This window comes from Streptomyces carpinensis, from assembly GCF_002154505.1.
GTDB lineage: Bacteria > Actinomycetota > Actinomycetes > Streptomycetales > Streptomycetaceae > Streptomyces > Streptomyces carpinensis.
This window is the reverse complement of the sequence record NZ_MUBM01000190.1, coordinates 1-14,268: the sequence shown is the minus strand read 5'-3', so window position 1 is coordinate 14,268 and position 14,268 is coordinate 1. Positions and strand designations below refer to the sequence as shown.

Genomic DNA, 14,268 nt, shown 5'->3' with positions numbered 1-14,268 from the left:
GGGCCCCGGCCGCAACGGCACGGAGCCCACCCTGTCATGCCCGCCAGTCGAGCGGGACCTGCTTGTCGCGGTCCCAGGGCAGCTCCCAGCCCGCGTAGTGAAGCAGGCGGTCGATGATTCCGGCGGTGAATCCCCAGACGAGGGCCGATTCGACCAGGAATGCCGGGCCTCGGTGGCCGCTGGGGTGGACGGTGGTGGCCCGGTTGTCCGGATTGGTGAGATCCGCCACGGGGACCGTGAAGACGCGGGCGGTCTCGGCCGGGTCGACGACGCCGACGGGGCTGGGCTCGCGCCACCAGCCGAGCACGGGTGTGACGACGAAGCCGCTGACCGGGATGTAGAGCCGGGGCAGCGCGCCGAACAGTTGCACGCCGTCCGGATCCAGCCCGGTCTCCTCCCAGGCCTCGCGCAGCGCGGCCCGCAGCGGCCCCTGGCCCTGCGGGTCGCCGTCCTCCGGGTCGAGCGCCCCGCCGGGGAAGGACGGCTGGCCGGCGTGGGAACGCAGGGAACTCGCCCGCTCCATGAGCAGCAGCTCCGGCCCGCGCTCACCCTCACCGAAGAGGACGAGGACGGCGGACTGGCGTCCCGCGCCGTTCTTCGGGGGCAGGAAGCGGCTCAGCTGGACGGGCTGGACCGTCTCGGCGACGCGCACCACCGGCCGCAGCCACTCCGGCAGCCCCTCCTTGCTGAGCACGACCGAACCGTCCCCGTCGGCCGCCCTGCTCGCCGCTCCACTCGTCGTGTCGCCGGCCCGTGTCATCGCCGCCCCCGTCGCCGTCGTCGTCCCGCCGAGTCCAACGCGCGACGGCACCCAGATCGTTCCGCCGGTGCCGCCGGGGTCATCCGGCGGCACCCAGGGGCGGGGCCGGCTTGCCGCCCGCGTCCAGGTAGGCCTGCGGGGGCTTGAGGCGCTGGCCCGGGAAGCCGCCCTTCTCGTACTTCAGCAGCTTCTTCGCCTTCTCCGGGTCGGTCTCCCCCTCGCCGTACGCCGGGCAGAGCGGGGCGATCGGGCAGGCTCCGCAGGCGGGCTTGCGGGCGTGGCAGATACGGCGGCCGTGGAAGATCACATGATGCGAGAGCATGGTCCACTCGCTCTTGGGGAAGAGCGCGCCGACCGCCGCCTCGATCTTGTCGGGGTCGGTCTCCTCGGTCCACTGCCAGCGCCGCACCAGCCGCTGGAAGTGCGTGTCCACGGTGATGCCGGGGTGGCCGAAGGCGTTGCCCAGGACCACGAAGGCGGTCTTGCGTCCGACGCCGGGCAGCTTCACGAGGTCCTCCAGCCGGCCCGGGACCTTTCCGCCGAACTCCTCCACCAGCGCCTTGGACAGGCCCATGACCGACTTGGTCTTGGCCCGGAAGAAACCGGTGGGGCGCAGGATCTCCTCGACCTCCTCCGGGTTGGCGGCGGCGAGGTCCTCGGGGGTGGGGTACTTCGCGAACAGGGCGGGCGTCGTCTGGTTGACCCTGAGGTCCGTGGTCTGGGCGGACAGGACGGTGGCGACCAGCAGCTGGAAGGGGTTCTCGAAGTCCAGCTCGGGGTGGGCGTACGGGTACACCTCGGCGAGCTCGCGGTTGATGCGGCGGGCGCGGCGGACGAGCGCGGTGCGCGACTCGCCCTTCGGCGGCTTGGGGGCGACGGTCTTCGCGGGCGAGGCCTGCCGCAGGGCGACGGTGGCCTTCGGCGGGGCGATGGTCACCTTCTTGGGGGGCACGGCCTTCTTGACGGGGCCGGTCTTCTTGGCGGCGGCGGTCTTGCCGGTGGTCTTCTTGGCGGGCGCCTTCTTGCCGGTGGCCTTCTCGGCAGGGGCGGCCTTGCCGGTGGCCTTCTTGCCGGCGGTGGTCTTACCAGCGGCTTTCTTGGCAGGGGCGGACTTCTTGGCGGCGGCGGTCTTCCCGGCCGCTGCCGTCTTCTTCGCGGCCGCCGCGGGGTTCTCGGCGGACTCCGCCCCCCTCGCGCCAGTGGACACCGTCTTCTTCGCCCTCTTCCCAGACGTCCCTCTTGCCGCTTCCGCGGCTTTCCGGCCGCCTTCGGGCTCGTGTTCGCCCAGGGCGGAATCCTGATCTGCAGCCACCTGCCCAGCCCCCTCGACCTGTGCTCTCACCGGCGATTTGGACACCCGGCCAGCCTAAAGCCCGGTACCGACATCCGCCCGGGACCCCGAAGATCGGCGTCCGATCGGACCCCTGCCGCGTACCCCGGGACACCTGTGCGGCATCCTTGTGACAGATCACACTGTTTGGACCGTCCGGCAAAATGGGGAACACGGTCCCCTGGCACACGGGGGAGCAAGATCCCCTGAGCAGGTCGACAAGGAGAGAACTCGTGGACGACGTTCTGCGGCGCAATCCGCTCTTCGCGGCGCTCGACGACGAGCAGGCCGCGGAGCTTCGCGCCTCCATGACGGAGGTGACTCTCGCCCGTGGCGACTCGCTGTTCCACGAGGGTGACCCGGGCGACCGTCTCTATGTGGTCACCGAGGGCAAGGTCAAGCTGCACCGCACGTCCCCCGACGGCCGCGAGAACATGCTGGCCGTCGTAGGCCCCGGCGAGCTGATCGGCGAGCTGTCGCTCTTCGACCCGGGCCCCCGCACCGCGACGGCGACGGCCCTGACCGAGGTCAAGCTGCTCGCCCTCGGCCACGGCGACCTCCAGCCCTGGCTGAACGCACGGCCCGAGGTGGCCGGCGCCCTGCTGCGCGCCGTCGCCCGGCGCCTGCGCAAGACCAACGACCAGATGTCCGACCTGGTCTTCTCCGATGTGCCGGGCCGCGTCGCCCGCGCCCTGCTCGACCTCTCCCGCCGCTTCGGCGTGCAGTCCGAGGAGGGCATCCACGTCGTGCACGACCTGACGCAGGAGGAGCTGGCCCAGCTGGTCGGTGCCTCCCGCGAGACGGTCAACAAGGCCCTGGCCGACTTCGCCCAGCGCGGCTGGCTCCGCCTGGAGGCCCGCGCGGTGATCCTGCTGGACGTGGAGCGGCTGGCCAAGAGGTCCCGCTGACGCTGTCCCGGCACGTCGCGGGCGAAGGCCTCACCCGGAGGGATACATCGCGCGCGAGGGTTCCCTCGCGCGCGCCACACGCCTTCCGCCCCGTCGTGGCGGTGGCCCGCGACCGGCTGCCGGGCATCTACGGCACACGTCTGCACCGCGCGTACCTCTACGGCTCGATCCCCCGCGGCACCGCGCGGGGTGGGACGCAGTGACCTGGACCCGCTGGTCGCGCTGCGGGACGAGCCGACGGACGCGGACCGGCAGCGGGCCCGGGCACTGGGCACGGCGCTGGACGCGGAGTTCCCGCAGATCGACGGCGCCGGCGCCCTGCTCTTCGGCCGGGTCCGGCTGCTGAGCGACCTGGAGCGGTACGACCTCGGATGGTTCGTCGCCTGCCTGTGCACCCGCTGCCGGGGCAGGACCTCGCCGCGCACCTCCCCCGCTACCGTCCCGACGACCCGCTGCCGGCGTGCGAGACCGACGGGGACCTCGCCCTGTTCCTCCCCCGCCGGCGGTCACGCATCACGGCCGCGAAGGACACCGAGGAGTCCCGCAGGCCCCTGGTGCGCTTCATGTCCCGGCACCTGGTGAGGACCGGCTTCGCCCTGGTCATGGGCCGCTGGCGGGGCTGGACCAGCGACCTCCACGAGATGGCCGCCTTCGGCGCGTACTGTCCCGCGCGGTCCGACCGGCTGCGTGCGGCGGCCACGCAGGGCTACGACCCGGTCGGCGACCTCGTCGTGCTGCGGTCCTACGTGGAAGACCGCGGCCCCTGGCTCGCCGGGGAGTACGCGCGCGTGCACGGCGTCAAAGCCCCCAGCCCCGGGCCGACGGGCCGGTCCCGCTCATACCGACTGACCAGTCCGGCCCGTCTCGACGAACCAGCCCGGCCCGACGGACCAGCCCGGCCCGACGGACCAGGTGGGCCAGTGGGACCCGTCGACGGTCCAGGCCGGCCGGCCCGAGCCCACGCCCTGGACCGGCCCGCTGGATCGGCCCGCCTGGTGTCTGAGCAGCCCTAGATCAGCCCGTGTTCCTTCAGGTAGTCCAGCTGGGCCCGTACCGACAGCTCCGCCGCCGGCCACAGGGAGCGGTCGACGTCGGCGTAGACGTGGGCGACGACGTCGGCCGGGGTGCGGTAGCCGTCCTCGACGGCCGTCTCGACCTGGGCGAGCCGGTGGGCGCGGTGGGCGAGGTAGTACTCGACGGCGCCCTGGGCGTCCTCCAGGACGGGTCCGTGCCCCGGGAGGACCGTGTGCACACCGTCGTCGACCGTGAGGGACCTGAGCCGCCGCAGCGAGTCCAGGTAGTCGCCGAGACGTCCGTCGGGGTGGGCCACGACGGTGGTGCCGCGGCCCAGGATCGTGTCGCCGGTGAGGACCGCACGGTCGGCCGGGAGGTGGAAGCAGAGCGAGTCCGCGGTGTGGCCGGGCGTCGGTATGACCCGCAGCTCCAGGCCGCCCAGCCGGATCACGTCTCCGGCGCCCAGGCCCTCCTCGCCCAGCCGCAGGGCCGGATCGAGCGCACGCACGCGCGTGCGGGTCAGTTCGGCGAACCGGCCGGCGCCCTCGGCGTGGTCCGGGTGACCGTGGGTCAGCAGGGTCAGCGCGATCCGTTTGCCGGCCTTCTCCGCGGTGTCCACGACATTGCCGAGATGGCTCTCGTCCAGCGGCCCCGGGTCGATCACGACCGCCAGCTCGGAGTCGGGCTCGGAGACGATCCAGGTGTTGGTGCCGTCCAGGGTCATGGCGGAGGCGTTGGGCGCGAGGACGTTGACGGCCCGTGCGGTGGCGGGGCCGGAGAGGACGCCGCCCCGGGGCTGGCCGGGGAGAGCTGATGCGTCCGTCATGCGAGGTGACCTTCCTGGGCGTCGGTCGTAGGGGCCGGGTGCGCCGTCATGCGGGAGCCGCGCCCCTGGTCGGGATGCGCTTGGTGAACTCGTCGTGGCCCGGCCAGGACAGGACGACCTCGCCGTCGACCAGGCGGGCCCGGGCCAGCACGGGCGTCAGATCACGGGACGGCGCCGCCGCAAGAGCCTCGGCGGGAGAGCCGTAGGCGACCAGCTGGCGCAGAGTGGCGATGGTGGGCGGCAGCATCAGCAGCTCGCCCTTGTCGTACCCGGCCGCCGCGTCCTCGGGGCGGATCCACACCGTGCGGTCGGCCTCCGTGGAGGCGTTCCGGGTGCGCTGGCCCCCGGGGAGGGCGGCGACGAAGAACCAGGTGTCGTAGCGGCGTGGTTCGAACTCGGGGGTGATCCACCGCGTCCAGGCGCCCAGCAGGTCCGAGCGCAGCGCCAGGCCCCTGCGGTCCAGGAACTCGGCGAAGGACAGCTCACGGGCTACCAGGGCGGCACGGTCGGCCTCCCAGTCCGGGCCCGTGGTGTCGCCGACGACCGAGTCCGGGTCGGGCCCGGCGAGCAGGACGCCCGCCTCCTCGTACGTCTCCCGGACGGCCGCGCAGACGATCGCCTGGGCCTCCGTCTCCTCCACCCCGAGCCGGTCGGCCCACCACGCGCGCGTGGGACCCGCCCAGCGGACCCGGAGGTCGTCGTCGCGGGGGTCCACTCCCCCGCCGGGGTACGCGTACGCGCCTCCGGCGAAGGCCATGGAGGCGCGTCTGCGCAGCATGTGCACGGCGGGTCCGGCATCGGTGTCCCGCAGGAGCATGACGGTCGCCGCGCGCTTGGGCGTGACCGGTGTGAGGGTGCCGTCCGCGAGCGCGCGGATGCGGTCCGGCCAGTCCGGGGGAAACCACTGCCCATTCGCCATGGCCGGAGGCTATCTTGTGGTGAGCGAATGTTCGAGAGGTGCCCGAGGTCAGAGGGCCGAAGGCTCCGAGGTCAGGGGCTCGGGGCGCCGCCCGCTACGGCACCAGCTCGACCTGGATCTCCACCTCCACCGGCGCGTCCAGCGGCAGCACCGCGACGCCGACCGCGCTGCGCGCGTGCACGCCCTTGTCGCCCAGGACCTCGCCCAGCAGCTCGCTGGCACCGTTGACGACGCCGGGCTGGCCGGTGAAGTCCGCGGCCGAGGCGACGAAGCCCACGACCTTCACCACGCGCGCGATGCGGTCCAGGTCGCCCACGACGGACTTGACGGCCGCCAGGGCGTTCAGCGCGCAGGTGCGGGCCAGCTCCTTGGCCTCCTCCGGGGTGACCTCCAGGCCCACCTTGCCGGTGACCGGGAGCTTGCCGTCCACCATCGGCAGCTGGCCGGCGGTGTAGACGTACGGCCCGGACTGCACGGCGGGCTGGTAGGCGGCCAGCGGAGGCACGACCTCCGGCAGCGTCAGACCGAGTTCGACCAGCTTGGCCTCGACCGCGCTCATGCCTGCTTCTCCCGCTTCAGGTAGGCCACCAGCTGCTCGGGGTTCGGCCCGGGTACGACCTGGACGAGCTCCCAGCCGTCCTCGCCCCAGGTGTCCAGAATCTGCTTCGTGGCATGGACGAGCAGCGGCACGGTTGCGTATTCCCACTTGGTCATGTGGCCGACTGTATCCGCTGTCGTCCGCGGGGCACGCGGCCCACCACGACGGCGGTTGTCCACAGCCTCGCGCGTGACCCGAGCGCGGACTGGTTACGCTCGAAGACGTGAGCAGGCTCCAGGTCGTCAGCGGCAAGGGCGGGACCGGAAAGACGACGGTCGCCGCCGCCCTCGCGCTTGCCCTGGCCACGGCGGGGAAGCGGACGCTCCTCGTCGAGGTCGAGGGCCGGCAGGGCATCGCACAGCTCTTCGAAACGGAGGCGCTGCCCTATGAGGAACGGAAGATCGCGGTTGCTCCGGGGGGCGGGGAGGTGCACGCACTCGCCATAGACCCCGAACTGGCTTTGCTGGACTACCTCCAGATGTTCTACAAGCTGGGCGGCGCGGGCCGGGCCCTGAAGAAGCTCGGCGCCATCGACTTCGCCACCACCATCGCGCCCGGCCTCAGAGACGTCCTGCTGACCGGCAAGGCGTGCGAGGCGGTGCGCCGCAAGGACCGGAGCGGACGGTTCGTCTACGACTACGTGGTCATGGACGCGCCGCCGACCGGCCGCATCACCCGCTTCCTCAACGTCAACGACGAGGTGGCCGGGCTGGCCAAGATCGGTCCGATACACAATCAGGCCCAAGCGGTGATGCGGGTGCTGAAGTCGGCCGAGACGGCCGTGCACCTGGTGACGCTGCTGGAGGAGATGCCCGTCCAGGAGACCGTGGACGGCATCGCGGAACTGCGCGCCGCCCGCCTGCCGGTGGGACGCGTCATCGTGAACATGGTGCGGCCGCAGTCGCTGGACGCGGCCGATCTGGAACTCGTACGGACCGTGCCGCGGGCCTCCCTCGCCCGGTCGCTGTCCGCCGCCGGGCTCGGCGGGGCACGGCGCGGCGGGCACGCCGAACGGCTGGTGGAGCCACTGCTGGGGCAGGCGGAGGAGTACGCCGAGCGGTACGCGCTGGAGCAGGAGCAGCGGTCCGTCCTGGGCGAGCTGGGCCTGCCGTTGCACGAACTGCCCCTGCTCGCCGAGGGCATGGACCTGGCGGGCCTGTACGAACTGGCGACCGAGCTGCGGAAGCAGGGAGTGTCATGAGCCCGGACCCGGCCCCCGCGCAGGAGACGGCACGCGCCCAGGAGGCGTCGCACGCACTCGAGAGCGCGCGCCCACACGACGGTGCCCGCCACCTCGCACCCGCGCGCGTGCTCGACGTCGATCCGCTGCTGGACGACCCGAAGACACGGATCGTGGTGTGCTGCGGCTCGGGCGGCGTCGGCAAGACGACGACGGCGGCGGCCCTCGGGCTGCGCGCCGCCGAGCGCGGCCGCAAGGTGGTGGTCCTGACGATCGACCCGGCCCGCCGCCTGGCCCAGTCCATGGGCATCGACTCGCTCGACAACGTCCCTCGCCGGGTGAAGGGCACCGAGGGCGACGGCGAACTGCACGCCATGATGCTCGACATGAAGCGCACCTTCGACGAGGTCGTCGAGGCGCACGCCGACCCCGAGCGGGCGGCCGCGATCCTGGCCAACCCCTTCTACCAGTCGCTCTCGGCGGGCTTCGCGGGCACGCAGGAGTACATGGCGATGGAGAAGCTGGGGCAGCTGCGGGCCCGGGACGAGTGGGACCTCATCGTCGTCGACACCCCACCCTCCCGCTCGGCGCTGGACTTCCTGGACGCGCCCAAGCGGCTCGGCTCCTTCCTGGACGGCCGGCTGATCCGGCTGCTGACGGCCCCGGCGAAGCTGGGCGGGCGCGCGGGGATGAAGTTCCTGAACGTCGGCATGTCGATGATGACCGGCACCCTCGGCAAACTGCTGGGCGGTCAGCTGCTCAAGGACGTCCAGACCTTCGTGGCCGCGATGGACACCACGTTCGGCGGCTTCCGCACGCGCGCGGACGCCACGTACAAGCTGCTCCAGGCGCCCGGGACGGCGTTCCTGGTGGTCGCGGCCCCGGAACGGGACGCGCTGCGCGAGGCCGCGTACTTCGTGGAACGGCTGGCCGCGGAGAAGATGCCCCTGGCCGGTCTCGTGCTCAACCGCGTCCACGGCAGCGGCGCCGACCACCTGTCGGCCGAACGGGCACTCGCCGCTGCGGAAAATCTTGAAGAGCCCCGCATTGTGGATCAGGCAGACGGGAAAGCTGGACTTCGTAACTCTCCCGAAACGGATGGCGGTTCGGACTCCCCCGAACCTTCCTCTCCCGATCCCGCCCCGGCGCCGTCCGTCGCCGAGCTGCCCGACGAACAGACGTCCGTGGACCTCGTCGACCAGGTCACCGCGGGCCTGCTGAGGCTGCACGCCGAGCGCATGCAGCTGCTCTCCCGCGAGCAGCGCACGCGTGACCGCTTCACCGCCCGGCACCCCGAGGTGGCGGTGGCCGAAGTCGCCGCGCTGCCCGGCGACGTGCACGACCTCGCGGGGCTGCGGGACATCGGCAACCGGCTCGCGGACAACCGCCGCGAGCTCCCCGAGCCGGGCGAGTGACAAAGGCACCCGCAAGGGTGCCCTCAGCTCACCGCCGCGTAGTTCTCGTACACCTGGTCGTCGTCGAGGGGCGCCAGGCCTGCCCCGCGCTCGTACTCCGTACGAGCGGTCTCCAGCAGCCGGCGCCACGACGTGACGGTCGGTCGCCTGCGCAGCAGTGCGCGGCGCTCCCGCTCCGTCATGCCTCCCCACACCCCGAACTCGACGCGGTTGTCGAGCGCGTCGGCGAGGCATTCGGTGCGTACCGGGCATCCGGTGCACACCGCCTTGGCCCTGTTCTGCGCTGCTCCCTGAACGAACAGTTCATCCGGATCGGTAGTGCGGCAGGCCGCCTGCGCACTCCAGTCGGTTACCCAGCCCATACCGGCGCCGTCCTCTCCCGAATCGAGGCTCCCCCACGGCGGCAGCGGCATATTCACCGCCGCCAGTTGAGGACGTTACGGAAGGTGGGCACAGCGCAACACCCCCTGCGGGCCCAATCTTGAATGGTCCGAACGGACTATGGGTTAGCGGCAGATCACCCGGGGGAGTGAGGTGTCGACATCCGCGACATTTCCGGCGTAACGGGACGATCCCGTTGCGCCACAACGGACACCAGGGGCACGCAAGGCAATTTCGGGCACGTCTCACACACGTCCGCGGCTCTCGCCGAACCAACCGAGAGGCACCGGCTCGACCCCGGAAACCGTCCCCACAAAAAGGTCGAGAGGACCCGGAACGTTTCGAGGCCGCCGGACGTATTGATACGTGGCCGTACTGCTGTGACAGTTGAGAGCAGCTTAGGCCAAGGCCTGTACGTGTGTCCGGCGAATGAGAACGTAGGCTGCCCTCATGCCAAAGAAGCGCTCGGGCGGAGGCCTGTCGCCCACGCAGCAGGCCGCCAAGTTCCTCGGTGTCAGTGTGCTCGCGGGGGCGGTCATGGCCGGCATCGCGCTGCCCGCGGCCGGCGCGCTCGGCCTGGCGGCCAAGGGGTCGGTCCAGGGGTTCGACGACATCCCGGCCAACCTCAAGCGTCCGCCGCTCAGCCAGCGCACCACCATCCTGGACAGCCAGGGCCAGCCACTCGCCCAGGTCTACTCGCGGGACCGCACGGTGGTGGAGCTGAAGGACATCTCGCCCTACATGCAGAAGGCGATCGTCGCGATCGAGGACGCGCGCTTCTACCAGCACGGCGCGATCGACCTGAAGGGCGTCCTGCGCGCGCTCAACAAGAACGCGCAGAGCGGCGGGGTCTCCCAGGGCGCCTCCACGCTCACCCAGCAGTACGTCAAGAACGTCTTCGTGGAGGAGGCCGGCGACGACCCCACGAAGGTCGCCCAGGCCACCCAGCAGACCCTCGGCCGCAAGGTCAAGGAACTGAAGTACGCGATCCAGGTCGAGCAGGAGCTGGGCAAGAAGAAGATCCTCGAGAACTACCTGAACATCACCTTCTTCGGTGAGCAGGCCTACGGCGTCGAGGCCGCCTCCCAGCGCTACTTCTCCCGGCCCGCCAAGGACCTCACCCTCCCGCAGGCGGCGCTGCTGGCCGGCATCGTCCAGTCGCCGAGCCGCTACGACCCGGTCAACGACGAGGCGGAGGCCACCAAGCGGCGCAACGTCGTGCTCCAGCGCATGGCCGACGTCGGCGACGTCTCGCAGGCGGAGGCCGACAAGGCGAAGAAGGAGCCGCTGGGCCTGAAGATCACCCAGCCGCGCAACGGCTGCATCACCGCGGTCAAGGACTCCAGCTTCTTCTGCAAGTACGTCGAGCAGGTCTTCCTCAACGACCCGGTCTTCGGCAAGACCCGCGCCCAGCGCGCCAAGATCTGGAACCAGGGCGGCCTGACCATCCGCACCACCCTGGACCCGCAGGCGCAGGCTTCGGTGCAGTCCTCGCTGAAGCAGCACATCTACCAGTCGGACCCGGTGGCGGCGGCTGCCGTGCTGGTCGAACCGGGCACCGGCAAGGTCCTGGCGATGGGCCAGTCCAAGCCGTACGGCTACGGCAAGAACGAGACCGAGATCAACTACTCGGTCGGCAGCGACCTGGGCGGCTCGAACTTCGGCTTCCCGACCGGTTCGACGTTCAAGCCGTTCGTGGCGGCGGCGGCGATCGAGGGGGGCAAGTCACCGGGGCAGGAGTACTCGTCGCCGTACAAGATGCCGTACCCGAGCCCGGTCCAGGCGTGCGACGGCAAGAGGTGGGTGAACAGCAGTCACGCCGAGGTCGAGAACGAGAGCACCTCGGAGCACGGCCCGTACGCCATGAAGGAGGCCATGGCGAAGTCGGTCAACACCTACTTCGTGCAGATGATCTCCGACATCGGCCTGTGCCCGGTGGTCGGCATGACCGACAAGCTGCACGTGGTGCAGGGCAACGGCCAGAAGCTGCCCCAGGTGCCCGCCATCGCCCTCGGCTCCAAGGGCATCTCCCCGCTGACGATGGCGACCGCGTACGCCGCCTTCGCCTCCCGCGGCGTGTACTGCACCCCGATCGCCATAGAGTCGATCACCCAGAAGGTCGGCGGCCAGGAGAAGTCGCTGGCGGTGCCGAAGTCGACGTGCTCGCGTGCCATGTCCGTGAAGACCGCGGACACCGTCAACACGCTGCTCCAGGGTGTGATCGACTCCGGTACGGGCCGGCAGGCCGGCCTCTCCGACCGTGACAACGCCGGTAAGACGGGTACGACCGACGAGCGCAAGAACGCGTGGTTCGTCGGCTACACGCCGAACATGGCGGGCGCGGTGTGGGTGGGCAGTGCCACCCAGCAGGTGCAGATGACCAACATCCGCATCGGCGGCATCCTGCACGGCCTCGTCTACGGCGCCGACGTGCCCGGCCCCATCTGGCGGGACGCGATGACCGGCGCCCTGCAGGGCAAGCCGTCCCCGTCCTTCAACCTCGTCGACATCCCCGACCCCGAGAAGGGAAAGGGAAGGGACAAGGGTGACGGCCACGGAAACGGGGGCGGGAACAACGGTGACAACGGCGGCCTCATCGGCGGCCTCTTCGGCGGCGCGGACGCGGGCGGAGGCGCCGGCGGCCCGACCCCGAACCCCACCCTCTCCATCCCCCAGGGTTTCATCCAGGGCCAGGTCGGCGGCACGCGAGGGAACGGGAACGGGGGCCGACACGGCTGACGGGGTCGGCCCCTGGGAAGGGGCAGCCCCAGCGGGGACATACGAGCGACAACCCCGGCGGGGACGCACCAGCAAGACGTACGAGCAATACGCGTAAGGGGCGCACGGCAGAAAGCCGGCGCCCCTTTCGCTTCTCCGTGCCGGGCACCCTCCCGGCGGCGGACGACGGCCGGATCCGGCTCAGCCGGCCAGCAGCTTCTTCACCACGGCGGCGACGCGCCCGCCCTCGGCCTGCCCCGCGACCTTCGGGTTCACGATCTTCATGACCGCACCCATGGCACGCGGCCCCTCGGCGCCGGCCGCCCGCGCCTCCTCGACGGCCTGGGCGACGATCGTGTTCAGCTCGTCGTCGGACAGTTGCTTGGGCAGGTACGCGGCAAGCACCTCGCCCTCGGCCTTCTCCCGCTCGGCCGACTCCGTACGACCACCCTGGGCGAAGGCCTCGGCCGCCTCACGGCGCTTCTTGGCCTCCTTGGTGATCACCTTGAGTACCTCGTCGTCGGAGAGCTCGCGCTTCTCCTTGCCCGCGACCTCCTCCTTGGTGATCGCGGCGAGCGTCAGCCGGAGCGTCGCGGAGCGCAGCTCATCGCGCTCCTTGATCGCGGCGTTGAGGTCATCGTGCAGCTTCGACTTGAGCGTGGTCATGGTCCTGATTGTCGCAGGTACCGCAACGCACCCGCTTGCAGATTTCGCGGCCGAGAAGCCGCGCGTTGCCGGCGGACGTACCGTCGCACGCCCAGGAGAAGACCGGCCCGGCCCGGCGGGCTCGGTCCCCGCACCCGCTGGACACCATCGAGGCACAGAATTTCCGCTGCACGGCACGGTCCTGAGACGATGGACACATGCGCGCGCGATACGGAGTTCCCCTGGGCATCACGGCGGTCGCTACCGCCGGTCTTCTCTACTCGGCCGGTTTCGAGGCCCGTTCGTTCCGCCTCCGACGGGTGACGGTCCCGGTCCTGCCGTCCGGCATGCGCCCCCTGCGCGTCCTGCAGGTCTCCGACATCCACATGGTCGGCGGTCAGCGCAAGAAGCAGCGCTGGCTGCGCTCGCTCGCGGGCCTGCGCCCGGACTTCGTGATCAACACCGGGGACAATCTCTCGGACCCGGAGGGCGTACCGGAGGTACTGGACGCGCTGGGCCCCCTGATGGAGTTCCCGGGCGCGTACGTCTTCGGCTCCAACGACTACTACGGCCCCAGGCTGCGCAACCCCGCCCGCTACCTGCTGGAGAAGGCCACCGGCCGGCACGGCCTCAACGGCAACGCCCCCGCGGTCGGCGTGATCCACAACCCGTGGGAGGACCTGCGCGACGGCTTCGACGCGGCGGGCTGGCTCAACCTGACGAACACGCGCGGCACCTTGAAGGTCGAGGGTGTCTCGGTGGAACTGACCGGCCTGGACGACCCGCACATCAAGCGGGACCGCTACGCGAAGGTGGCAGGCGGCCCATCCGAGGCGGCGGACTTCTCGATGGGCGTGGTCCACGCCCCGTACCTGCGCGTCCTGGATGCCTACACGGCGGACGGCTACCCCCTCATCCTGGCCGGCCACACGCACGGCGGCCAGCTCTGCATCCCCTTCTACGGCGCCCTGGTCACCAACTGCGACCTCGACGCCGACCGGGTGAAGGGCCTGTCCACCCACACGTCCGGCGGCCACACGTCCTACCTGCACGTCTCGGCCGGCTGCGGTACCAACCGCTACACCCCGGTCCGCTTCGCCTGCCCCCCGGAGGCGACGCTGCTGACGCTGGTGGGCCGGGACTGACGGCGGAACGCACCCGTACCGGGGAGGGGGCAGGCGCCCGAGACCGCGGGCCGAGGCCGGTAACCCACACGGCCCACCCGAATCGCCGGTCACACCCCCTCTTCCTACGGTGAGGGCATGAGCGCCGCCCCCACACCGCCCACGCCTGAAACACCGATATCACCAGCACGAACAGCCCGCGATGCACCTGAGGCACCACGGGAAGCAGCAGAGGCAGAGGCCCCCGAAGGATCTTCCGGATCCTCCGCGCCCACGACCTCCGAAGCGCCCCCCACACCCACCTTCCCCCGAGACATACCGGACCTCCCCGCGATCCCGGGCGTCCCCGTACTGATGCCGTCGGCCGTTCCGGCGAGCGCGGTGATGGCCCCCACCTGGCGCCCGCGGGCGGCGGCATACCGTCTGCTGGTCGCCGCGGCGGCCGCGGCG

Annotated in this window: 13 protein-coding genes and 2 pseudogenes; 7 read left to right on the top strand and 8 right to left on the bottom strand. The window is 71.3% G+C overall.

Going from position 1 to position 14,268, the window contains the following annotated elements:
• Positions 1 to 34: 34 nt before the first annotated feature.
• Complete coding sequence (locus BZY54_RS24910; RefSeq protein ID WP_086727574.1) at positions 35 to 760, bottom strand: NUDIX hydrolase; 726 nt, start codon at positions 758 to 760, stop codon at positions 35 to 37.
• Positions 761 to 839: 79 nt separating this feature from the next.
• Complete coding sequence (gene nth, locus BZY54_RS24905) at positions 840 to 1,967, bottom strand: endonuclease III (protein WP_086727561.1); 1,128 nt, start codon at positions 1,965 to 1,967, stop codon at positions 840 to 842.
• Positions 1,968 to 2,323: 356 nt separating this feature from the next.
• On the opposite strand from nth, the gene BZY54_RS24900 reads away from it, so the two are divergent.
• Both BZY54_RS24900 and BZY54_RS24895 read left to right on the top strand, forming a co-directional pair.
• Positions 2,324 to 2,998: a Crp/Fnr family transcriptional regulator gene (locus BZY54_RS24900; protein WP_073947085.1), complete on the top strand. Its 675-nt coding sequence runs from the start codon at positions 2,324 to 2,326 to the stop codon at positions 2,996 to 2,998.
• A 46-nt stretch (positions 2,999 to 3,044) separates the two neighbouring features.
• A pseudogene (locus BZY54_RS24895) lies at positions 3,045 to 3,813 on the top strand (nucleotidyltransferase); the annotation flags it as partial.
• Between the two features lie 194 nt (positions 3,814 to 4,007).
• Here BZY54_RS24895 and BZY54_RS24890 read toward each other — a convergent pair.
• The 4 genes from BZY54_RS24890 to sp36 form a co-directional block, all read right to left on the bottom strand.
• On the bottom strand, positions 4,008 to 4,838 hold the full coding sequence (locus BZY54_RS24890) for an MBL fold metallo-hydrolase (protein ID WP_086727560.1): 831 nt from the start codon (positions 4,836 to 4,838) through the stop codon (positions 4,008 to 4,010).
• A gap of 46 nt (positions 4,839 to 4,884) precedes the next feature.
• Positions 4,885 to 5,757, bottom strand: coding sequence for an NUDIX hydrolase (locus tag BZY54_RS24885; protein WP_086727559.1), 873 nt, complete (start codon positions 5,755 to 5,757; stop codon positions 4,885 to 4,887).
• A gap of 94 nt (positions 5,758 to 5,851) precedes the next feature.
• Positions 5,852 to 6,316 (bottom strand): RidA family protein, encoded by a 465-nt coding sequence (locus BZY54_RS24880; RefSeq protein ID WP_086727558.1) that lies wholly within the window; start codon positions 6,314 to 6,316, stop codon positions 5,852 to 5,854.
• Positions 6,313 to 6,471 (bottom strand): Sp36 family protein, encoded by a 159-nt coding sequence (gene sp36 / locus BZY54_RS24875; RefSeq protein WP_009189813.1) that lies wholly within the window; start codon positions 6,469 to 6,471, stop codon positions 6,313 to 6,315. The genes BZY54_RS24880 and sp36 overlap by 4 nt, the downstream gene beginning before the upstream one ends.
• A gap of 107 nt (positions 6,472 to 6,578) precedes the next feature.
• Between sp36 and bagA the strand changes: the two genes are divergently transcribed.
• Both bagA and bagB read left to right on the top strand, forming a co-directional pair.
• The gene (gene bagA, locus BZY54_RS24870) at positions 6,579 to 7,556 is read left to right on the top strand and encodes an ATPase BagA (protein ID WP_086727557.1); all 978 of its coding nucleotides are present in this window, start codon (positions 6,579 to 6,581) and stop codon (positions 7,554 to 7,556) included.
• Positions 7,553 to 8,950: an ATPase BagB gene (gene bagB / locus BZY54_RS24865; RefSeq protein ID WP_086727556.1), complete on the top strand. Its 1,398-nt coding sequence runs from the start codon at positions 7,553 to 7,555 to the stop codon at positions 8,948 to 8,950. Before bagA ends, bagB begins: the two co-directional genes overlap by 4 nt.
• 23 nt (positions 8,951 to 8,973) lie before the next feature.
• Here the strand turns inward: bagB and wblA are convergent, their stop codons facing one another.
• Positions 8,974 to 9,312, bottom strand: a complete 339-nt coding sequence (wblA, locus tag BZY54_RS24860) for a transcriptional regulator WblA (RefSeq protein WP_208640749.1) — start codon at positions 9,310 to 9,312, stop codon at positions 8,974 to 8,976.
• 469 nt (positions 9,313 to 9,781) lie between these two features.
• On the opposite strand from wblA, the gene BZY54_RS24850 reads away from it, so the two are divergent.
• Positions 9,782 to 12,070, top strand: coding sequence for a transglycosylase domain-containing protein (locus BZY54_RS24850; protein ID WP_086727554.1), 2,289 nt, complete (start codon positions 9,782 to 9,784; stop codon positions 12,068 to 12,070).
• A gap of 180 nt (positions 12,071 to 12,250) precedes the next feature.
• On the opposite strand, the gene BZY54_RS24845 is transcribed toward BZY54_RS24850, so the two are convergent.
• On the bottom strand, positions 12,251 to 12,715 hold the full coding sequence (locus BZY54_RS24845) for a GatB/YqeY domain-containing protein (protein WP_086727553.1): 465 nt from the start codon (positions 12,713 to 12,715) through the stop codon (positions 12,251 to 12,253).
• Positions 12,716 to 12,912: 197 nt separating this feature from the next.
• Here BZY54_RS24845 and BZY54_RS24840 point away from each other — a divergent pair, with 197 nt between their 5' ends.
• Together BZY54_RS24840 and BZY54_RS55550 are read left to right on the top strand one after the other, a co-directional pair.
• On the top strand, positions 12,913 to 13,839 hold the full coding sequence (locus tag BZY54_RS24840; RefSeq protein WP_086727552.1) for a metallophosphoesterase: 927 nt from the start codon (positions 12,913 to 12,915) through the stop codon (positions 13,837 to 13,839).
• Between the two features lie 156 nt (positions 13,840 to 13,995).
• A pseudogene (locus BZY54_RS55550) lies at positions 13,996 to 14,268 on the top strand (hypothetical protein); the annotation flags it as partial.